The organism is Terrabacter sp. GCM10028922, from assembly GCF_042666095.1.
In the GTDB taxonomy this organism is placed as follows: domain Bacteria; phylum Actinomycetota; class Actinomycetes; order Actinomycetales; family Dermatophilaceae; genus Terrabacter.
Genome location: NZ_JBHTFG010000014.1, coordinates 245,991 through 262,993 on the forward strand (window position 1 = coordinate 245,991; position 17,003 = coordinate 262,993).

General features: G+C 68.1%; 12 protein-coding genes. 8 read left to right on the forward strand and 4 right to left on the reverse strand.

Going from position 1 to position 17,003, the window contains the following annotated elements; all coding sequences use genetic code 11:
• Nucleotides 1–111 precede the first annotated feature (111 nt).
• The 3 genes from ACFQU3_RS14790 to ACFQU3_RS14800 all read left to right on the forward strand — a co-directional run bounded on the left by ACFQU3_RS14790 (nucleotide 112) and on the right by ACFQU3_RS14800 (nucleotide 4,454).
• Nucleotides 112–1,218: an alanine racemase gene (locus ACFQU3_RS14790; protein WP_385911042.1), complete on the forward strand. Its 1,107-nt coding sequence runs from the start codon at nucleotides 112–114 to the stop codon at nucleotides 1,216–1,218.
• A gap of 64 nt (nucleotides 1,219–1,282) precedes the next feature.
• Entirely contained in the window at nucleotides 1,283–2,017 is a 735-nt protein-coding gene (locus tag ACFQU3_RS14795; protein WP_385911044.1) for an SDR family NAD(P)-dependent oxidoreductase, read from the forward strand.
• A 115-nt stretch (nucleotides 2,018–2,132) separates the two neighbouring features.
• Nucleotides 2,133–4,454, forward strand: a complete 2,322-nt coding sequence (locus tag ACFQU3_RS14800; protein WP_385911046.1) for a LuxR C-terminal-related transcriptional regulator — start codon at nucleotides 2,133–2,135, stop codon at nucleotides 4,452–4,454.
• Nucleotides 4,455–4,499: 45 nt separating this feature from the next.
• On the opposite strand, the gene ACFQU3_RS14805 is transcribed toward ACFQU3_RS14800, so the two are convergent.
• Together ACFQU3_RS14805 and ACFQU3_RS14810 are read right to left on the reverse strand one after the other, a co-directional pair.
• Nucleotides 4,500–4,751 (reverse strand): hypothetical protein, encoded by a 252-nt coding sequence (locus ACFQU3_RS14805; RefSeq protein WP_385911048.1) that lies wholly within the window; start codon nucleotides 4,749–4,751, stop codon nucleotides 4,500–4,502.
• A gap of 330 nt (nucleotides 4,752–5,081) precedes the next feature.
• Nucleotides 5,082–6,014 (reverse strand): LysR family transcriptional regulator, encoded by a 933-nt coding sequence (locus tag ACFQU3_RS14810; protein WP_385911050.1) that lies wholly within the window; start codon nucleotides 6,012–6,014, stop codon nucleotides 5,082–5,084.
• Between the two features lie 252 nt (nucleotides 6,015–6,266).
• On the opposite strand from ACFQU3_RS14810, the gene ACFQU3_RS14815 reads away from it, so the two are divergent.
• The 4 genes from ACFQU3_RS14815 (at nucleotide 6,267) to ACFQU3_RS14830 (ending at nucleotide 11,176) form a co-directional block, all read left to right on the forward strand.
• Nucleotides 6,267–7,397, forward strand: a complete 1,131-nt coding sequence (locus ACFQU3_RS14815) for a PrpF domain-containing protein (protein WP_385911052.1) — start codon at nucleotides 6,267–6,269, stop codon at nucleotides 7,395–7,397.
• A gap of 78 nt (nucleotides 7,398–7,475) precedes the next feature.
• On the forward strand, nucleotides 7,476–8,741 hold the full coding sequence (locus ACFQU3_RS14820) for a Bug family tripartite tricarboxylate transporter substrate binding protein (RefSeq protein ID WP_385911054.1): 1,266 nt from the start codon (nucleotides 7,476–7,478) through the stop codon (nucleotides 8,739–8,741).
• Between the two features lie 7 nt (nucleotides 8,742–8,748).
• Entirely contained in the window at nucleotides 8,749–10,731 is a 1,983-nt protein-coding gene (locus ACFQU3_RS14825; RefSeq protein ID WP_385911056.1) for a tripartite tricarboxylate transporter permease, read from the forward strand.
• 64 nt (nucleotides 10,732–10,795) lie between these two features.
• Nucleotides 10,796–11,176: a universal stress protein gene (locus ACFQU3_RS14830; RefSeq protein ID WP_385911058.1), complete on the forward strand. Its 381-nt coding sequence runs from the start codon at nucleotides 10,796–10,798 to the stop codon at nucleotides 11,174–11,176.
• 239 nt (nucleotides 11,177–11,415) lie between these two features.
• Here the strand turns inward: ACFQU3_RS14830 and ACFQU3_RS14835 are convergent, their stop codons facing one another.
• The gene (locus ACFQU3_RS14835) at nucleotides 11,416–13,632 is read right to left on the reverse strand and encodes a glycoside hydrolase family 3 N-terminal domain-containing protein (RefSeq protein WP_385911074.1); all 2,217 of its coding nucleotides are present in this window, start codon (nucleotides 13,630–13,632) and stop codon (nucleotides 11,416–11,418) included.
• A gap of 315 nt (nucleotides 13,633–13,947) precedes the next feature.
• The gene (locus ACFQU3_RS14840; protein WP_385911060.1) at nucleotides 13,948–14,985 is read right to left on the reverse strand and encodes a LacI family DNA-binding transcriptional regulator; all 1,038 of its coding nucleotides are present in this window, start codon (nucleotides 14,983–14,985) and stop codon (nucleotides 13,948–13,950) included.
• A gap of 391 nt (nucleotides 14,986–15,376) precedes the next feature.
• Here ACFQU3_RS14840 and ACFQU3_RS14845 point away from each other — a divergent pair, with 391 nt between their 5' ends.
• Entirely contained in the window at nucleotides 15,377–16,702 is a 1,326-nt protein-coding gene (locus tag ACFQU3_RS14845) for an ABC transporter substrate-binding protein (RefSeq protein ID WP_385911062.1), read from the forward strand.
• Nucleotides 16,703–17,003: the final 301 nt, after the last annotated feature.

The following is a 17,003-nucleotide window of genomic DNA, read 5'->3' on the forward strand; positions in this document are numbered from 1 at the left end:
GACGGTCGACGGCGGTCCGGACCGTCGTCGATCGGTCCCACTGGTCAGCATTCGAGGACCTCAGCCCCAAGGCCCTCGACCACTTCCACACGCAATCCCGAGGAGTGCCGCGTGAACCGGCTCCAACGAGCACTCGACACCCTGGTCGAGCGGGTCAGCACCCCCGCGCCGATCGTGCTGGTCGACGTCATGCAGGACAACATCGAGCGCATGCAGCGCATCGGCGAGCAGCATGGTTTCGACGTCAGGCCACACGTCAAGACGCACAAGTGTGTGGAGATCGGTCGGCGCCAGGTCAAGGCAGGGGCGGTCGGGATCACGGCCGGCAACGTCGGTGAGGCCGAGGTCTTCGCGGCCGCTGGGTTCGACGACATCTTCCTCGCCTATCCCATCTGGCCCGCGGGAGCGAAGGGCGAGCGGATCCGCCGGCTCGCCGAGTCCACCCGGCTGCGGGTGGGAGTCGACAACGTGGGGGCCATCGATGCCCTCGCCGACGCGATGGGCGACGAACCGGACCGGCTCCAGATCGTCGTCGAGGTGGACTGTGGTGCCCGTCGTTCCGGCGCGCCGCCCGCGCTTGCGGGCGACCTCGCGCTCGCCGCCCGCAAGCGCGGCCTCGTGCCGGTGGGGGTGTTCACGTATCCAGGACACGGCTGCACCAGTCGGGACGCTCGCCAGCGCGCCGCGCAGGACCAGCTCGAAGCGCTCACCACCGCCGTGCGCAGCCTCGCCGATGTCGGGGTCACGGCAGAGGTCGTCAGCGCTGGGTCCACACCCACCATCGAGTTCACCACCGGCGGCTTGATCACCGAGATCCGCCCCGGCGAGTACGTCTTCTACGACCTGAACAACACCCGCCTCGGCGCCTGCACCGAGGACCAGATCGCCCTGTTCGTCGCGGCGACGGTGGTCAGCGACTGGGTCCCAGACCAGGTCATCCTCGATGCAGGGAGCAAAGCCCTAAGCCGCGAAGGCAGCCTCGAGCGCGGCTTCGGCGGTGTCGCCGGCACAAGGGCGGTCCTGGCGAAGCTCAACGAGTACCACGGGTTCCTCGCACTGCCCGCCGGGGAGCTTCGTCCGAGCGTAGGCAGCGTGGTGCCGGTGGTGCCGAACCACGTCTGCCCCGTCGTCCTCAACTTCGAGGAGTACATCGTCACCGACAGCACCGGCACGTCGCTGCAGCGGTGGCCGGTCGACGCCCGCGGATTTCTCAACTGACCTCCGGGAGGCTCTCCATCCGAGTCCCCCATCGGCCGTATCAACCTGTGAAGGAATGCCTGACATGAGACTCGAGAAGGTGACAGCGCTGGTGACCGGCGCCAGCAGCGGCATCGGAGAGGCCGTGAGCGCGCGGTTCCGTCGCGAAGGCGCGCGGCTGCTCCTCACCGGCCGGAGGGAGCAGCTCGACACCGCTGGGCCCGAGGACCTGTACGTCCCCGGTGACCTCAACGACGAGGCGTTCGTCGAGGACCTGGCCCACCGAGCCGCCGAGGCTGTCGGCACCGTGGACGTCGTCGTCCTGAACCACGGCCTGCAGGTCAGCGGCCCGCTCACCGAGACGTCCTACGAGGACGCGAGGAACGCGTTCGACAGCAACCTGCTCAGCGCGTTCCTGGTGATGAAGCACTTCGCCCCCCTGATGCCGCCCGCCGGAGGGGCATTCGTCTGCGTCAGCTCACGGCTCGGCATGGTCGGCAAGCCGAATGAAGTCCTGTACTCCGCCGCCAAGGGAGGGCTGATCATGCTCGCCAAGGGCGCGGCGATCGAATGGGCCCCGCGCAACATCCGCGTCAACGTCGTGGCTCCGGGCCTGACCGCCACGCCGATCATCGAGGCGTCGTTCCAGCGCCGCCACGACCCCGAGGCGTACCGCCGCGAGCGGGAGGCCCAGATCCCGCTCCAACGCCTCGCCACCCCCGATGAGGTCGCGGACGCGATCCTCTTCCTCGCATCGTCAGAGTCTTCGTACATCACCGGAGCGGTCCTCCCCGTCGACGGCGGGTACACCGCCTTCTGAGTACCCCCGCACCTGTCGCGCGTGAGGCCGGTGCGCACCGCTCCATTGACAGCGCTTTTGCGGGGCCGCACTCTCGGTGCAGGCCTTCCCAAAGGGCTGAGCGGAGGCGATGGGCATGACGATTGTGAAGTCGGAGATTCACAAGGCCTTGCCCCCGGAGCTGACCAGCTTCGTCGGGCGCCGCCAGCAGCTGGCAGAGATCCGCGAGATGCTGTCCGGCAGTCGGCTGGTGACGCTGACCGGCGTGGGTGGCGTCGGCAAGACCCGGCTCGCGCTGAAGACCGCCGCGAGCGTGCGACGTGCCTTTCCCGACGGCGTGTGGTTCATCGAGCTGGCGGCGCTGGACGACCCGCAGCTGCTGCCGCACACCGTCGCGAGCGCATTGGACCTGCATCATGTGTCCGAGGCCCCGCTCGCCGACCTCACCGACCATCTCGAGGACAAGCGGCTGCTGATGGTGCTGGACAACTGCGAGCACCTGACCGAGTCGTGCGCGGTCGTGGTCGGCAAGCTGCTCGCTGCGGCACCAGGCTTGCACGTGTTGGTGACCAGTCGACACGTGCTGGGCGTCGAGGGCGAGCAGGTCCTGGCGGTCCCGCCGCTGAGCACGCCGGCGGATGCCGCTGCTCCGGCAGGCGCGATATCGCACTACGAGGCGGTGGCTCTGCTCGTGGACCGCACCAAGGCGGTGGATCGCGAGTTCCAGGTCACCGAGGAGAACCGAGGCATGGTGGTCGAGCTCTGCCGACGGCTGGACGGCCTGCCGCTCGCTCTCGAGCTCGCCGCGGTCTGGCTGCGCGCGCTCTCACCCGCGGAGATCCTCGAACGGCTCGAGGACCGGTTCGAGCTGCTCACCAGCGGACGCCGCGGCGGTCCCGCGCGTCAGCACGCGCTGGAAGCGGCGATCGCGTGGAGCTTCGACCTGTGTTCTCCGGAGGAGCAGCTGCTGTGGGCGCGCCTGTCCGTCTTCTCGGGCGGCTTCGACCTGGACGCGACCGAGGAGGTCTGCGCCGGCGAAGGCGTCACCCGGCAGAACGTGCTCCCGGCGCTGGCCGGTCTCGTCGACAAGTCGATCGTCGCACGTGAGCACGACCTGGAGCACGGGGCTTCGTGGTACCGAATGTTGGAGACGATCAGACAGTACGGTGCACGGCGCCTGCCCCCATCGGACGCCCGCGCGATCCGCCTTCGGCACCGGGAGCGCTACCGGAAGCTGGCGAATGCGTTCGCCGCGGAGTTCTTCACCCCCCAGCAGGCGGAGTGGTACGTCCGGATGGCCCGGGAGCACGGCAACTTCCGCGCAGCCCTGGACTTCTGCCTCAGTGAACCCGGGGAGGCGGCGACCGCCCTGGACATCGCCGCACCGCTGTGGCCCTGGTGGCACGCCGGCCACCTTCACGAGGGATACCGGTATCTGCTTCGCGGGCTGGGGCTTTCCACCGAGCCGACGCTGAGCCGCGGATACGGGCTGTTCGCGACGAGCAACCTCGCGATCCACCTGAGCGAGTTCGACCGAGCACGGGCGCTGCTCGCCGAGGCCGGTGAGCTCAGCGACCGGTTCGGAGACGAGCTGTTGTCGGCGCGCGTCAAGCAGGGCCAAGGGCACGCCCTGTTGCACAGCGGCCACCCGGCCGAGGCCGTGCCGTTCCTGGAAGCCGCCCGCGATGCCGCCCGGCGGCTCGGCCAGCCCAGGGACGAGTGGCGCAGCGTGCACCTCCAGTCCTTGGCGATGATGTTCCTCGACGACCCGCGGGCCGAGGACCTCAGTCGACAGGCCGTGGGGCTGGCCGAGGAGCATGCGGCAGAGTCGTCGAAAGGCTGGGCACTGTGGGGCCTGGGTCTCGCCCAGTGGCGCGCTGGCCGGCACCAGGACGCCACCAGCTCACTGCGGAACGGCATCCGGCTGTTCCTACCCATGCGGAACCTCAACGGGGTCAGCGTCTGCGTCGAGGCCCTGGCCTGGTGCGCGGCATCCTCCAGCCCCGACGAACGTGCGGCGCGCCTGCTCGGAGCAGCGGATGCCGTCTGGGGGACCATCGGTGGGAACGTGTCTCAGGCGGTCTACCGACAGTTCGACCAGCGTTCGGAGGAGCAGGTGCGGTCCGCGATCGGTGACCGTCGTTTCGATGTGGCGTACGCAGAGGGCTCGGCATGCTCGGCGGACCAGGCGGTGGACCTCGCGTTGTCCCAGGCCTCCGGTCACAGCGGCTCCTCTCGGACCACAGCGACGGGCACCGGGACACCCGGCGGCCTGACCCGTCGCGAGTGGGAGATTGCCCAGCTGCTGGCCGAGGGGTTGAGCAACAAGGAGATCTCAACGCGCCTGGTCATCGCACCGCGCACCGCCGAGACCCACGTCGAGCACATCCTGACCAAGCTGGGATTCACCTCCAGGACGCAGGCCAGCTCGTGGGTCATCGAGCAGCAGGGCCGCTGAGCTCGAAGCTGACCCGAACGACCCACACCTCACGCGCCTCACGGGTCAGGCGGCAGCCCGGCCACCTCGTGGGCGTGCCACGAGAATCGCCCCTGCGAGGTGCTCGACATACGGCAGGTCGTTGCGCTGGATCCACACCGTCCCGTCCATGCCCTGTCCCACCGAGGCCAGTGGATGATCCATGCCCTCCGTGTCGAACACGAGGTCGCCTGGGCGCAGCTGCGTCACAGGGATGACGCTGACCTCGCGCGCATAGGCCTGAGTCTCGACCCGGTATGCCGTAGGTGCGATGGACATGACAGCTCCTCGAGCAGACCTGCTACTGGGTGGTCCCGGCGATGCGCCGAGCCGAGGCACTGTGCCTCGCCAGGTTCTGCGTCATGCCCTTTACGCTCCCTGTCCAACGACCTCAGCGAATCGGGAGCGATACGTAGACCGGTGCGTATTTGGCCTGCCTCCGCGCGACAGAGCGGGGCATTCTGAAGGGACGCGCACGACAGGTCAGCCACCCGCGCCTACCTCGCGTCGGTGACGAAACGCGCGACGTCCTCCGCCGCCGGCTCCCGCCACGGCAGTCATCCGCGACCAGCACGGCCAACAGAACAACACCAGACCACGAAGCTTGGTTCATGTGGTGCCGACGCCACTTCTCGGCTGGTCCTCATACGTGGCCGCGATCTCCGTCAACACCTGGTGAAATGCCATCTCGGTCGCCGCGCGAACTCTGTCCTGGCGGTGGGCCACGAGCACACGCCGGCTCGGGGCAGTGTCTCCGAGCGAAAGGATGCGAACGCGAGGGTGTTTGTTGACGACGGCGGTACGCGGCGCGAGCGCGATCCCGAGCCCGACGCTCACCATGGCCTGAGCCTCCTGATAGTCATTGGCACGGAAGGAGATCTGTGGCTCGAAGCCCGCTGCGAGCGCGCTACGGGACAGAACCTCGACGACGGGATGCTGGTTCGAGCGGATGATCCACCGTTCGGTTGCCAGCGCAGCCATGTCTACCTGCTTCTTGCGGGCCAAGGGGTGGTCGACGGACACGATGAGCACTGTCGGATCGGTGAACAGCGGAGTGAGGGCCAGCTGACTCGCCTCGACCCTGCCCCACTCGTAGTCCCACAGCAGTGAGAGGCCGACCACACCCTCCTCCAGCATCTCGATGAGCTCGGACTCGCGGGCGCTTCGGATGTTGAGCTGGATCGACGGGTAGAGCTGACCGAAGCGCTTCACAGCAAGGGGGAGGAAGCTGCTGCCGACCGTAGGAAAGGTGCCGAGCTCGAGGCTTCCGCGACGCAGCCCGGCGATGTCGCGTAGATCGCTCTCGGCGGCTGCCATCTGTCGGAACACCTTGCGTGCGTGGACGGCCAGGACATGTCCGGCTTCGGTAGGCACCATCCCTCGGGCATGTCGCTGGAGCAGCGGCATCCCGACTTCGAGCTCGAGGCGGCGAAGCTGTTGCGAGAGCGCGGAGGGCGTATAGGCCATCGCTTCTGCGGCCGCCGTGACCGAGCCGTGTTCGACCACACGGAGGAGCACTTCGAGACGTCGAAGATCGAGCACCGGCGATCCTTTCACTTGTGCTTAATGGCTCTGAAGTCTGGCACGTCGATCACTTCATTCAAACCACAGGGCGAGGGCGCGCTCGTCTGCTCACTACGACGCCGGCCGTGGACGTCGGGCCGCAAACCAGCCGACGGCATTCTGGCTGCTTTGAATGAAGAGGCCATTAAAGGTCATGTAGAAATCCGCGCTGGTGCTACAGAGACGCGTCCTCCAATCTGGGTCGAAGCCCAACTCACCAGGAGGACCAGCGTGACGACCATTCCAGCGACGTGGATGCGTGGCGGAACGAGCAAGTGCTGGGTCTTTCGTCGAGACGACCTCGAGGTACCCGGCGTCGACCTCGACGACGTGCTCCTCGCACTCTTCGGCAGCCCGGACTCTCGGCAGCTCGACGGCGTCGGCGGTGCGACGTCGACGACGAGCAAGGCCGTGATCCTGGCCCCATCCGCACACGAAGGCATCGACGTCGAGTACACCTTCGCGCAGGTCGGCATCGAAGAGGCGAAGGTCGACTGGGGTAGCAACTGCGGCAACTGCTCAGCCGTCGTCGCGCCGTACGCCGTGCGTAGTGGTTGGGTTGCGGCGACCGGCGATCGGACCAGCGTGCGCGTCCTCAACACGAACACGAACCAGCTCATGGTCCAGCAGGTGGCCACCAGTGCCGGTGGCCTGGATGACACTCCCACGACGACCATCCCCGGGGTCGCCCGGCCCGGGGCCCGCGTCGACCTCGGGTTCGTGGCACCGGCGGGTCGCAGCACGGGGGCCTTGTTTCCTTCCGGCGAGCGGACCGACCTTCTGGCTGTGGAGGGCCGCGGCATCAGCGCCACGCTGGTGGACGCGGGGGCCCCGGTGGTCGTGGTTCGCGCCGAGGACTTCGGGCTGAGCGGCAGCGAGACACCGGCCCAGCTCGACGAACAGAGAGGCCTGCTGTCAACCCTCGACGAGCTTCGCCGAGCCGGAGCGGTCGCCATGGGCTTGGCCTCGGAGAGGCCACTGGCCGAGCGGGCGATACCGAAGCTCGCGCTCGTGGCCGCCCCCAACCGTGACCAGCAGTCGAACGGCGCGGTCCTCGTGGTCCGCATGCTGTCTATGGGCAAGGTCCATCCCGCACTCCCCATCACGGGCAGTGTGGCTCTCACCCTGGCCGCTCGCGCGGCGGGCACGGTCGTGGCCGACCTGTTGGCCGACGAAGGCTGGGCCGCCAGTGACGAGTTCGTGATGCTCACGCCAGCGGGCACCGTCGCGACGACCTACTCCGTCGTGGACGGACAAGAAGTGGTGTCCGCCGTGCGCACCTACCGCCGCCTGGTCGAGGGCCACATCGAGCTGCCACTGACTGCGCGGCAGCCGCAGGACCTGGAGTCCGCCAGCGCCTAGACCGCGCCAGCGTCGCTCACGCTCCTCCCCACTCCCCAGACCACCCGGCACAGCGCCGTCCGAGAGAAGGTCGAACCGATGAACCGCCCTGAACACATCTTGCCCCGCACCGGTGGCGACGAGCAGGCTGATCCCGAGGTGACCAGTCAGGAACCAGAGTCCGCGGCCGTGCCGAACCACGAGGATCCGGCCACCGTCGCAGACGACGAGTCCGGCGACGATCTTCCCCTCCCCACCCGCCGAACGGCGTTGAGCGTCATGGGTGGATTCGCCATCCTTGCCGCGGCGGGCACGCTGCTCGGCAGCGACCTGCTCCATCCGCCGGCATCGACTGCAGACGGCGACTACGCCGGCGAGACCGTCGAGTTCCTCATCCCACTGGCCGAGGGCGGCGGGACCGACACGTGGGCACGGTTCATCGGCACACAGCTCACCCGCGCCATCCCGGGCTCCCCCGGCTTCGCTCCCACGAACGAGTCCGGCGGCGAGGGCATCACCGGTACGAACCACTACGTCAGCTCAGCGAAGCCGGACGGCACGGAGCTGCTCGTCAGCACTGCGACGACTGTCGTGCCGTGGCTCCTGAGACGACAGGCCGTTCGCTACAACTTCACCGACCTCGTCCCGATCCTGGCCAACGGCACAGGAGCCGTCGTCTACGCCCGCACGGCGGCAGGAGTCGCCGGCCTCGAGGACCTCGTCGACCGACCCACCCCGCTGAAGTTCGGTGGGATCGCCGCGACCGGTCTCGACCTGACCACCCTGCTCGCGTTCGACCTGCTCGAGATGGACGTCAGCGCCACCTTCGGCTTCGAGGGCCGCGGCCCGGTCAACCTGGCCCTACAGCGCGGCGAGGTCGACATCGACTACCAGACGACCTCGGCGTACGCCTCCGCGGTCAAGACGCTGCTCGAGGAGAAGAGCGCCGTTGCTCTGTTTTCCCTGGGCCAGCTAGACGAGAACCGCAACGTCGTCCGCGACCCGAACTTCAAGGACCTGCCCACCGTCGTCGAGGCCTACGAGACCCTGCACGGGACCGCTCCGACGGGCCCGAAGCTGGAGGCGTACAAGACCGTTCTGGGCGTGACATACACGTACCAGAAGGGTCTGTGGGTTCCTCCGCAGACCCCGCCCGAGGCGATCGAACTGATGCGGTCGACCGCGGAGAAGCTCGGCGCGTCAGCAGCGTTCCAGAAGTCTGCCGCCAAGGTGCTCGGGGGCTACCCGCTCGACGCCGGCGCGGACCTACGCCAACGGATCGCCACCGCGTATGCCGTCAGCCCCCAGGTCCGCAGCCACGTCGTCGACCTGCTCACCTCCACCTACAACGTCAAGATCGATTGAGGCCGTCATGTTCGACGCAGCACTGAGTGCCCTCCAGTCCCTCGCCCAACCGTCGCTCCTGTTCATGCTCATGATCGGCGTGGCCGCGGGCCTCGTCATGGGGCTCATCCCCGGCCTCGGCGGCACCGGCGCCGTCGCCATCCTGCTGCCTGTCACGTTCGGGATGGAGCCGGCACAGGCCTTCGCCCTGCTCATCGGGGCCCTGGCCGTCGTCCACACCTCCGATACCGTCTCCGCGGTGCTGCTGGGAGCACCGGGCTCAGCCTCTGCCAGCGTGACGATGCTGGACGGGTACGCCATGGCGCGCCGAGGACAGGCGAAGCGCGCCTTGTCGCTTGCCTTCCTCAGCTCCATGGCAGGTGGTCTGATCGGCGCACTCGGTCTCACGCTCGCCATCCCGCTCGCCCGGCCGCTCGTGCTCTCGTTCGCGAGCCCGGAGCTCTTCATGCTCACGGTTCTCGGTGTGTCACTGGCCGCGGTCCTGTCACGCGGGAACGTCGTCAAAGGGGTTCTCTGCGGTCTGCTCGGCCTGCTGCTCGGCATGGTCGGCACGTCACCGACCACGGCTGAGGAACGCTTCACCTTCGGCAGCCTCTTCCTGGGCGACGGCCTGTCGCTCGTCGCGGTAGCGCTGGGCATCTTCGGCCTGGCCGAGATCGCCACCCGCGTCGGTCAGCGTCGCACCAGCCGCAACCTCATCACCCTCGGCGGCGGCTGGGGCGCCGGCATCCGGGAGTGGCTCACGCACTGGAGCCAGGTGATCCGCGGTTCGCTCATCGGCATCTGGGCCGGCATCCTTCCGGGAGTCGGTGCCACCGCCGGCACGTGGCTGGCATACGGCCAGGCCGTCGCGACCGCCAAGGACAAGCGCACCTTCGGCAAGGGCGACCCGCGCGGCATCGTCGGCCCCGAGAGCGCGAACAACTCAGTTGAGGCCGGAGACCTCATTCCCACACTGCTCTTCGGCATCCCCGGAGGCGTGCCCTCAGCAATGCTCCTCGGGATGCTCCTGACCTACGGCATCCAGCCTGGACCCGCCATCGTCACCGAGCACCTCAATCTTCTCTACCTGATCATCTGGTGCTTCGCGATCGCCAGCATCGTCGGTGCGTTCCTCTGCTTCCTTGGGACGCCGACCCTGGCCAAGCTCACCAAGGTGCCCTTCGCCGTCCTTGGCCCCGGTCTGCTGGTCGTCATGCTTCTCGGTGCCTTCCAGGGCGGCGGCCAGATCGGCGACCTGTGGGTGATGATCGCCCTCGGATTTGTCGGCTGGGTCCTCAAGGCGACCGACTCCCCTCGAGCGCCGTTCCTCATCGGGTTCGTGCTGGCCATCCCCATGGAGCGCTACTACTACCTGACCGCCACACTCAACGACGGGCTCGGTTGGATGTCGCGGCCCTGGGTCCTGGTCTTCCTCGCCGTGCTGATCGGCCCCGCGCTGTGGGCTCTCGTCAAGTGGGCTCGCAGGCGCCGCAACATCGCCGGCGACGACGGGCACGGCATCGCCGCCGCACTACTGCACGACGACGATGAGGGCGAGACGGACGGCCTGCTCAAGAACTCGCCGTGGTCGCTCGCGGTCGCCGTCGGCTCCGTCACCGTGTGCGCCGCCGCACTCGTGGCCAGCAGCGGGTTCTCCCCGGAGGCCCAGCTGCTGCCGCGGCTGGTGTCCGTCGCCGGCATCCTCGTGGGATTGGTGCTGCTCATCCAGGAGCTGCGTGCCCGACAGCTGTGGACGCGCGGGCGCACAGCCGAGCGGCTCACGGTGCGAACGGCCCTGCGGACCTTCACCCTGATGGTCGGATTCCTCGCCCTCGTCACCATCGTCGGCTACCTGGCTGCCGTACTGGTCTTCGTGCCGGCGTACCTGCTCTTCGTGGCACGAGCACGCACCCGCACCACGGTCATCTACACCGTCGTCCTCGGCGCGGCGCTGATCGCGCTGCCATCCCTCATACCGGTCGACCTGCCCACCGGCCTGCTCGGATGAGCCCCCGGGACCAACCCCGCAACCCGAACACGGAAATGCCAACTCTCCGAGTCAGGAGCACCTCATGACGATCGCCGTCGTTCACTCCGCAACCCCGCCCGGCCGCGCCGCACTCCTCGCAGGAGCCCAAGAGGCACTGCTTCGCCTCGAGGACCTCGTCATCGCCGTGGCGGCCGGCTCCGGACCCGTGACCGTCGAGGAGGTCCGGGAGCAGCTCGGACCCACCGCGAGCCAGCTCGACGAAAAGGGACTCACCATCGGCATCGGGCGCTCCCAGCTCAGCGACGCCAGCGATGCCGTCGTGCAGATCGCACAGGAGAACGACGCACGGCTCCTCGTGCTGGGCCTGAGACGCCGCACCCCCGTCGGCAAGCTCATCATGGGGAGTCTCGCCCAACGCATCCTGCTCGAGGCGACGTGCCCCGTCCTCGCCGTCAAGGCCTGAGCCGGCACCCCCCGAGGCAGTCCGCCACCTGCTCCGAACTGAACGCGTGAGACCAGATGTGGAAGCGCCGGCCGGAGTCCTTGGCTCCGACCGGCGTCTCCACAGGTGAATGGCGGTGGCGGTGGGAGCCGTCGTTGGAGTGGAAAGCGAACCCTGCCGAACCACGGGCCAGTGAGGGCGCTCGGTCGTTGACCCGGACTGATCGCTGGCCGAGCTCCTTGTCGGCCCCGGATGCGCCTTCACGTCCGGATGCGGAATCCTGCGGTCAGCTGGTGCTCGCGCCGTGAGCTGGGGCCGACGCGGAGCGTGAACTCCCCTGGTTCGACCACGCGGCGGCTGTCCGCTGTGACGAGGGAACAGCGCGAGGCCGGAATGCTGATGTCGACGTCCAGGCTTTCGCCGGGCGCGATCTCGGCGTGGGTGAATGCCTTCAGCTCCTGCTCGGCCCAGGTGACGCTGGTGGTCAGATCGCTGACGTAGGCCTGAACCGTTTCCAGGGCTGGGCGGCTGCCGTTGTTGGTGAGTCGAACCGTCGCGTTGACGGTGCCGTCCGCGGGGACTTCCGGGTCGTGCACATTCAGGCCGGAGTAGGCGATGGTGGTGTAGGTGAGGCCCTCGCCGAAGGCGAACAGGGGGTCCTGGGTGAGGTCCGCGTAGCGGCTCCCATGCTGACCTCGGATCTGGTTGTAGTAGACCGGCTGCTGTCCGACGTGACGTGCGAAGGAGATCGGGAGTCGACCGCTGGGTTCGATGAGTCCGAGGAGGAGCTCGGCGGCGGCGCGGCCCCCGCGCATGCCGGGGTTGAACGCCTCGATGAGTGCTGCCGCGTTCAGTGCCGACTCCGGGAGGGTGCTCGGCTTGGACTGGATCAGGACGACGATCATCGGTGTGCCGGTGGCGGCGATCGCGTCCAGCAGCGCGATCTGGCCGCCTTGGAGGTCGAGCGTGGCGGTCGAGCGCCCCTCGCCCGTAAGGGCGATGGTGTCCCCCACGACCACGACGGCGTAGTCGGCAGCCACCGCGGCGGCCACCGCCTCTGAAAGCTGTTCCTCGTCGACCGATGCGGGAGTGAACACGGGTGCCTGCGGTTGGCCGTCGGGCCCGATGCCCCACTCGCGGTCGAACGCGGGGCTTGCGATGTCGGCTCCGCGGGCATGCGTAACGGTCCAGTCGGCGGGTGCGACGGCGCGCAGGCCGTCGAGCACCGTCTCCACCAGGTCGCGTGGGTGTCCGTCGGGCATCCACGGAACCTGTCCGGAGTCGCCCGCCCAGTCACCGAGCGTGGCTTCCGGGCTGTCGGCGTTGGGGCCGATGACCGCGATCGTGCGCGGCGTGCCCTGGCTTGCGGCGCGGCCGGCTCCGTCCGAGGTCAGCCCGCCTTCGAGGGGCAGGATGCCGTCGTTGCGCAGCAGCACCAACGAACGACGGGCGGTCTCGAGGTTGAGGTCGGTGTGTTCGCGGCAACCGACCACCTTCGCCTGCCGCTCAGAGTCGGGGGTGCGGGGGTCCTCGAAGAGCCCGAGCTCGAACTTCAGCCGCAGGACCCGCCGCACCGCGTCATCGACCTGCTTCTCGTCGACCAGGCCGCGACCGACCGCTTCCTGCGCGGCCTCGAAGAACGCCGGTGTGGCCATGATGAGGTCGTTCCCGGAGTTGACAGCGACTGCCGCAGCCTCGAGGTAGTCGGCGCAGATTCGCTGGTCGTAGACCATCCGGCCGACGTTGTCCCAGTCGGTCACCAGCGTGCCAGTGAAGCCCCACTCGCTCTTGAGCACGTCGTTGAGCAGCCACCGATGGGCGGTGATGGGCACCCCTTCGATCGACTGGTAGCCGAGCATGAAGGTGCGGCAGCCGGCACGAGCGGCCTGCTCGAACGGGGGCAGGAACCACGAGCGCAGCTTGCGCGGACTGAGATCGGCTTCGCTCGCGTCGCGCCCACCCAGGGTCTCGGAGTAGCCCGCGAAGTGCTTGGCGCACGCCAGCACGGCGCTCGGGTCGCTGAGGCCCTCACCCTGATAGCCGCGCACCATCGCCGCCCCCAGCTCACCGATCAGGAACGGGTCCTCACCGAACGTCTCGTTGACACGGCCCCAGCGCAGGTCGCGGGTGATGCACAGCACCGGCGAGAACGTCCAGTGGATGCCGGTCGCCGCGATCTCGGTCGCGGCCGCTCGCGCGACCCGCTGGAGCAGGGCAGGATCCCAGGTGCAGGCCATCGCCAGCTGCGTCGGGAAGATGGTCGCGCCAGGCCAGAACGAGTGGCCGTGGACGCCGTCCTCGGCGGTGAGCAGCGGAATGCCGAGCCGTGTCCTGAGGGCAAGGTCGATGGCTTCCGGCATCCGCGCGGGTGACACATGCAGGATCGACCCGGCCAGCTTGCCCGACACGATCTCCTCGACGTCCCCATGCTCCGCGTCGAGCATCAGCAGCTGTCCGACCTTCTCCGAGAGGGTCATCCGTGACAGCAAGTCCTCGATCCTTGCTGCCACAGGCGCTTCCGGATCCAGGTACGCGGCATAGCGGACCGACTGTTTCACGGCATTCTCCAAGAGATGAGTGGTCAAAGGGTCATAGAGCTGATCGCAGACGGCGGTGCTTCGGTGGGAGCCGCCTGTCACTTCAGGCCGGTAATACCGATATCGGCGCACGAAGTGCGCCGGTGGCCGCCACCCTCCGGAGGCGCGGGCACCGCGTGCGTCTTGGCCAACACCGTCGTCAGCCGAACCGGCCGCTGTGTCGGATGCACCCGCATGTCGATGGTTGTCCCGCCCTCATGATGGCGGCGCTGTGGTTCCGCGCAGGATGAGATTGGTGGGGAGCACCATCCGTTCTTGCGGTGGGGTGCCCACCTCAGCGCCGAGCAGCTGCAGCAGCATCTGCGCGGCGGCTTGGCCCTGCCGTTCGACATTCTGGGCGACGGTGGTGAGGTCGAGGACGGGCGCCATCTCGTGATCGTCGATACTGACCACCGACATGTCTTGAGGCACCCGCAGGCCAGCACGGCGCAATGCCCATAGAGCGCCGAGGGCGAGCTCGTCGTACTCGGCGAAGACCGCGGTGGGCATGACCGGACCGGACAACAGCTCAGCCATCGCCGCGGCGCCACCCTGGATCCCATGGGGCCCCGAGACAACAAGGCGGGGGTCGGGTTCGATCCCCGCGGCGCCGAGCGCCTGCTCGTAGCCGAGCTGACGAGCGTTCGAGGGAGCGAAGTCAAACCAGAAGTCGTCCGGCGTACCGGCTATCAGCGCGATCCGCTCGTGCCGCAGATGCAGCAGGTGGCTGACTGCGCTTTTGGCGGCCGCCGCTTCGTCGATGCCCACAGACGGCGACCCGGGGATGGTGGAGCCGACGCTGACGAGCGGCATGTCGATCGAGCGGAGCGACAGGGTGTGCTCCTCCGTGAGGGGCATCGAGAGGGAAAGGATCCCGTCCACTTTCCTGGCGAGGGGCATTCGCTGGAAGAAGTGGTCACGGATGTCGGCGTTGCCGAGATGGTAGAGCAGCACGTCATAGCCGCGGTCCCTCATGTAGTCCACTGCCGCGGATGTGACGGTGCCGAAGAACCACCGGGTGATGAACGGCACGATCACGGCGACGGTGCGCCGCGGCCCCGCTTGCTCGGTCAGTGCCTGCAGGGCTGTGACGTAGGACAGGTCACGAGCAGCGTCGAGCACCCGTTCGCGAGTCACCTGCGAGACCTTCGAGACTCCCCGCAGGGACCGCGAGGCAGTGGCCTCCGAGACACCGGCTCGGGCGGCGACGTCGGCCAGCGTCACTCGCGTCAGTGACTGGGCGTCGTGGGACATGACGTGCAGCCTATCCGCGAATCGGTGGCGTGGTGAAAGGAGTTTGCATCCCATGCAGTCGGGAGGAGGTCTCAAACCTGGCACACCCCATCTGTTGCACGTTCGATGACTGTCAACCCCTTGCCGAACTGTTGGGGTCAGTGCCACACTCCCGGTGCAAGTTCCTTTCACTCCGTGAAACCTTTGTCACGGCTCAGTTGTGTTACCGCTCTCTCCTGTCCGCTGTGGCGGATCGGACAGAGGAGCGAACCGGATGCCAGACGTGAACTTCGCCCGTGTCGCCTCGGCGCACGCAGGCGGGTCACGTCGGTTCGTGTTCGACAGCCGGACCATGGCCCAGCTGATCGCCTTGGGGCCAACGGAGCCCCCAAACCTCCAAGGAGGAGCAGGAATGTTGAACCGAAAGGCAGGGCTGACAGCTCTCATCGGCATCGCCGTCGCGGGCTTGGCGTCCGGATGTCTCTCGTCCAACTCCGGATCGGCCCCCAGCGCTGGCCCGGCCAGCGGCCCCGGAAAGAGCACCATCGAGGTCATGTACGGCCTCGGACCCGACAGCGAGCCCGGTTTCAAGCTCGACGTCGAGAAGTGGGCCAAGGACAACGGCATCACGGTGAAGTTCACCAAGGCGGCCTCGTGGGACACCGAGATCCGCACGCGCGTGCAGGGCGGCAACGCCCCTGATGTCGGCCTGTTCCCGCAGCCCGGCCTCATGTGCGACCTGGCCAAGCAGAAGAAGCTCGTCCCGTTCGACGCCGCCACGGTCACCACGAACAAGGAGACGCTCGTGCCGGGCATCGTCGAGGCCGGTACGTGCGCCGACGGCCAGGTCTACGGCCTGCCCAACGAGGTCAGCGTCAAGAGTGTCCTGTGGACCGACGCGCCGGCCTTCAAGGCGGCCGGCTACACGGCCCCGAAGACCCTCGACGAGCTGCTCGCGCTGACCGAGAAGATCAAGGCCGACGGCAAGACCCCGTGGTGCATCGCTGCCGAGTCCGGCGCGGCCACCGGCTGGCCGATCACCGACTGGCTCGAGGACCTCGTCCTGCGCTTCGCCGGGCCCGAGAACTACGACAAGTGGGTCAAGGGCGAGCTGAAGAACAACAGCCCCGAGATCAAGCCGGCGTGGGAGTACTTCCAGAAGATCGCCTTCGGTGAGGGCTACGTCCGAGGTGGCACGAAGTCCATCGTCGCGACGAACTTCCAGACCGGCGGCAACGCGATGTTCACCCAGCCCCCGGGCTGCTTCCTGTTCAAGCAGGCCACGTTCGTGGCCAACAAGGGCGGCTTCCCCGACGCGGTCATCGCCAAGCTCGACACCGAGACCGGCCCGCTGGCGTTCCCGGCCAAGACCGAGGGCGACAACCCGGTGCTCATCGGCGGTGACCTCGCGGCCGCGTTCAACAACGACGCCAACACCCTGAAGCTGCGCAACTTCATCGCCAGCAAGGAGAACGGCGTCGAGCAGGCCAAGGCGGGCGCGTTCTCGGCGCACAAGACGGCGGACGTGTCGCTGCTGCCGAACAAGACGCTGCAGAAGATCGCCAGCGAGGTGCTCTACAAGGCGACCGCCGCACGCTTCGACGGCTCCGACCTGATGCCCGCCAAGGTGGGTGCCGGGACGTTCTGGACCGAGCCGGTCAAGTGGCTCTCGGGCCAGCAGGACCTCGACACCACGCTGAACAACATCGACGACAGCTTCCCGAAGAGCGGCAGCTGACGCCCGCCCGGCCGCGGGGGGACCAGCAGGGTCACCCCCGTGGCTCGCCCCAGGTGGCCGCGACGTCGTCGCGGGACACGATCGCGACGAGCTGGTCGGTGGCCGCGCGGAACGCGTCCTGCAGATCTTGCCCGCCGGTCCTGGTGGCGGCTCCTTGCTAGCGCTTTGTCCTACGTCAGAGAGGAAGTGCCATGGCCATCAAGATCGTGAACGCGGTAGTCGCGATCATCGGCGGGATCGGCGGCGCCATCATCATCTTCTGGATCCTCAACAAGCTGGCCGAGTCGTTGAAGGGCCGCTG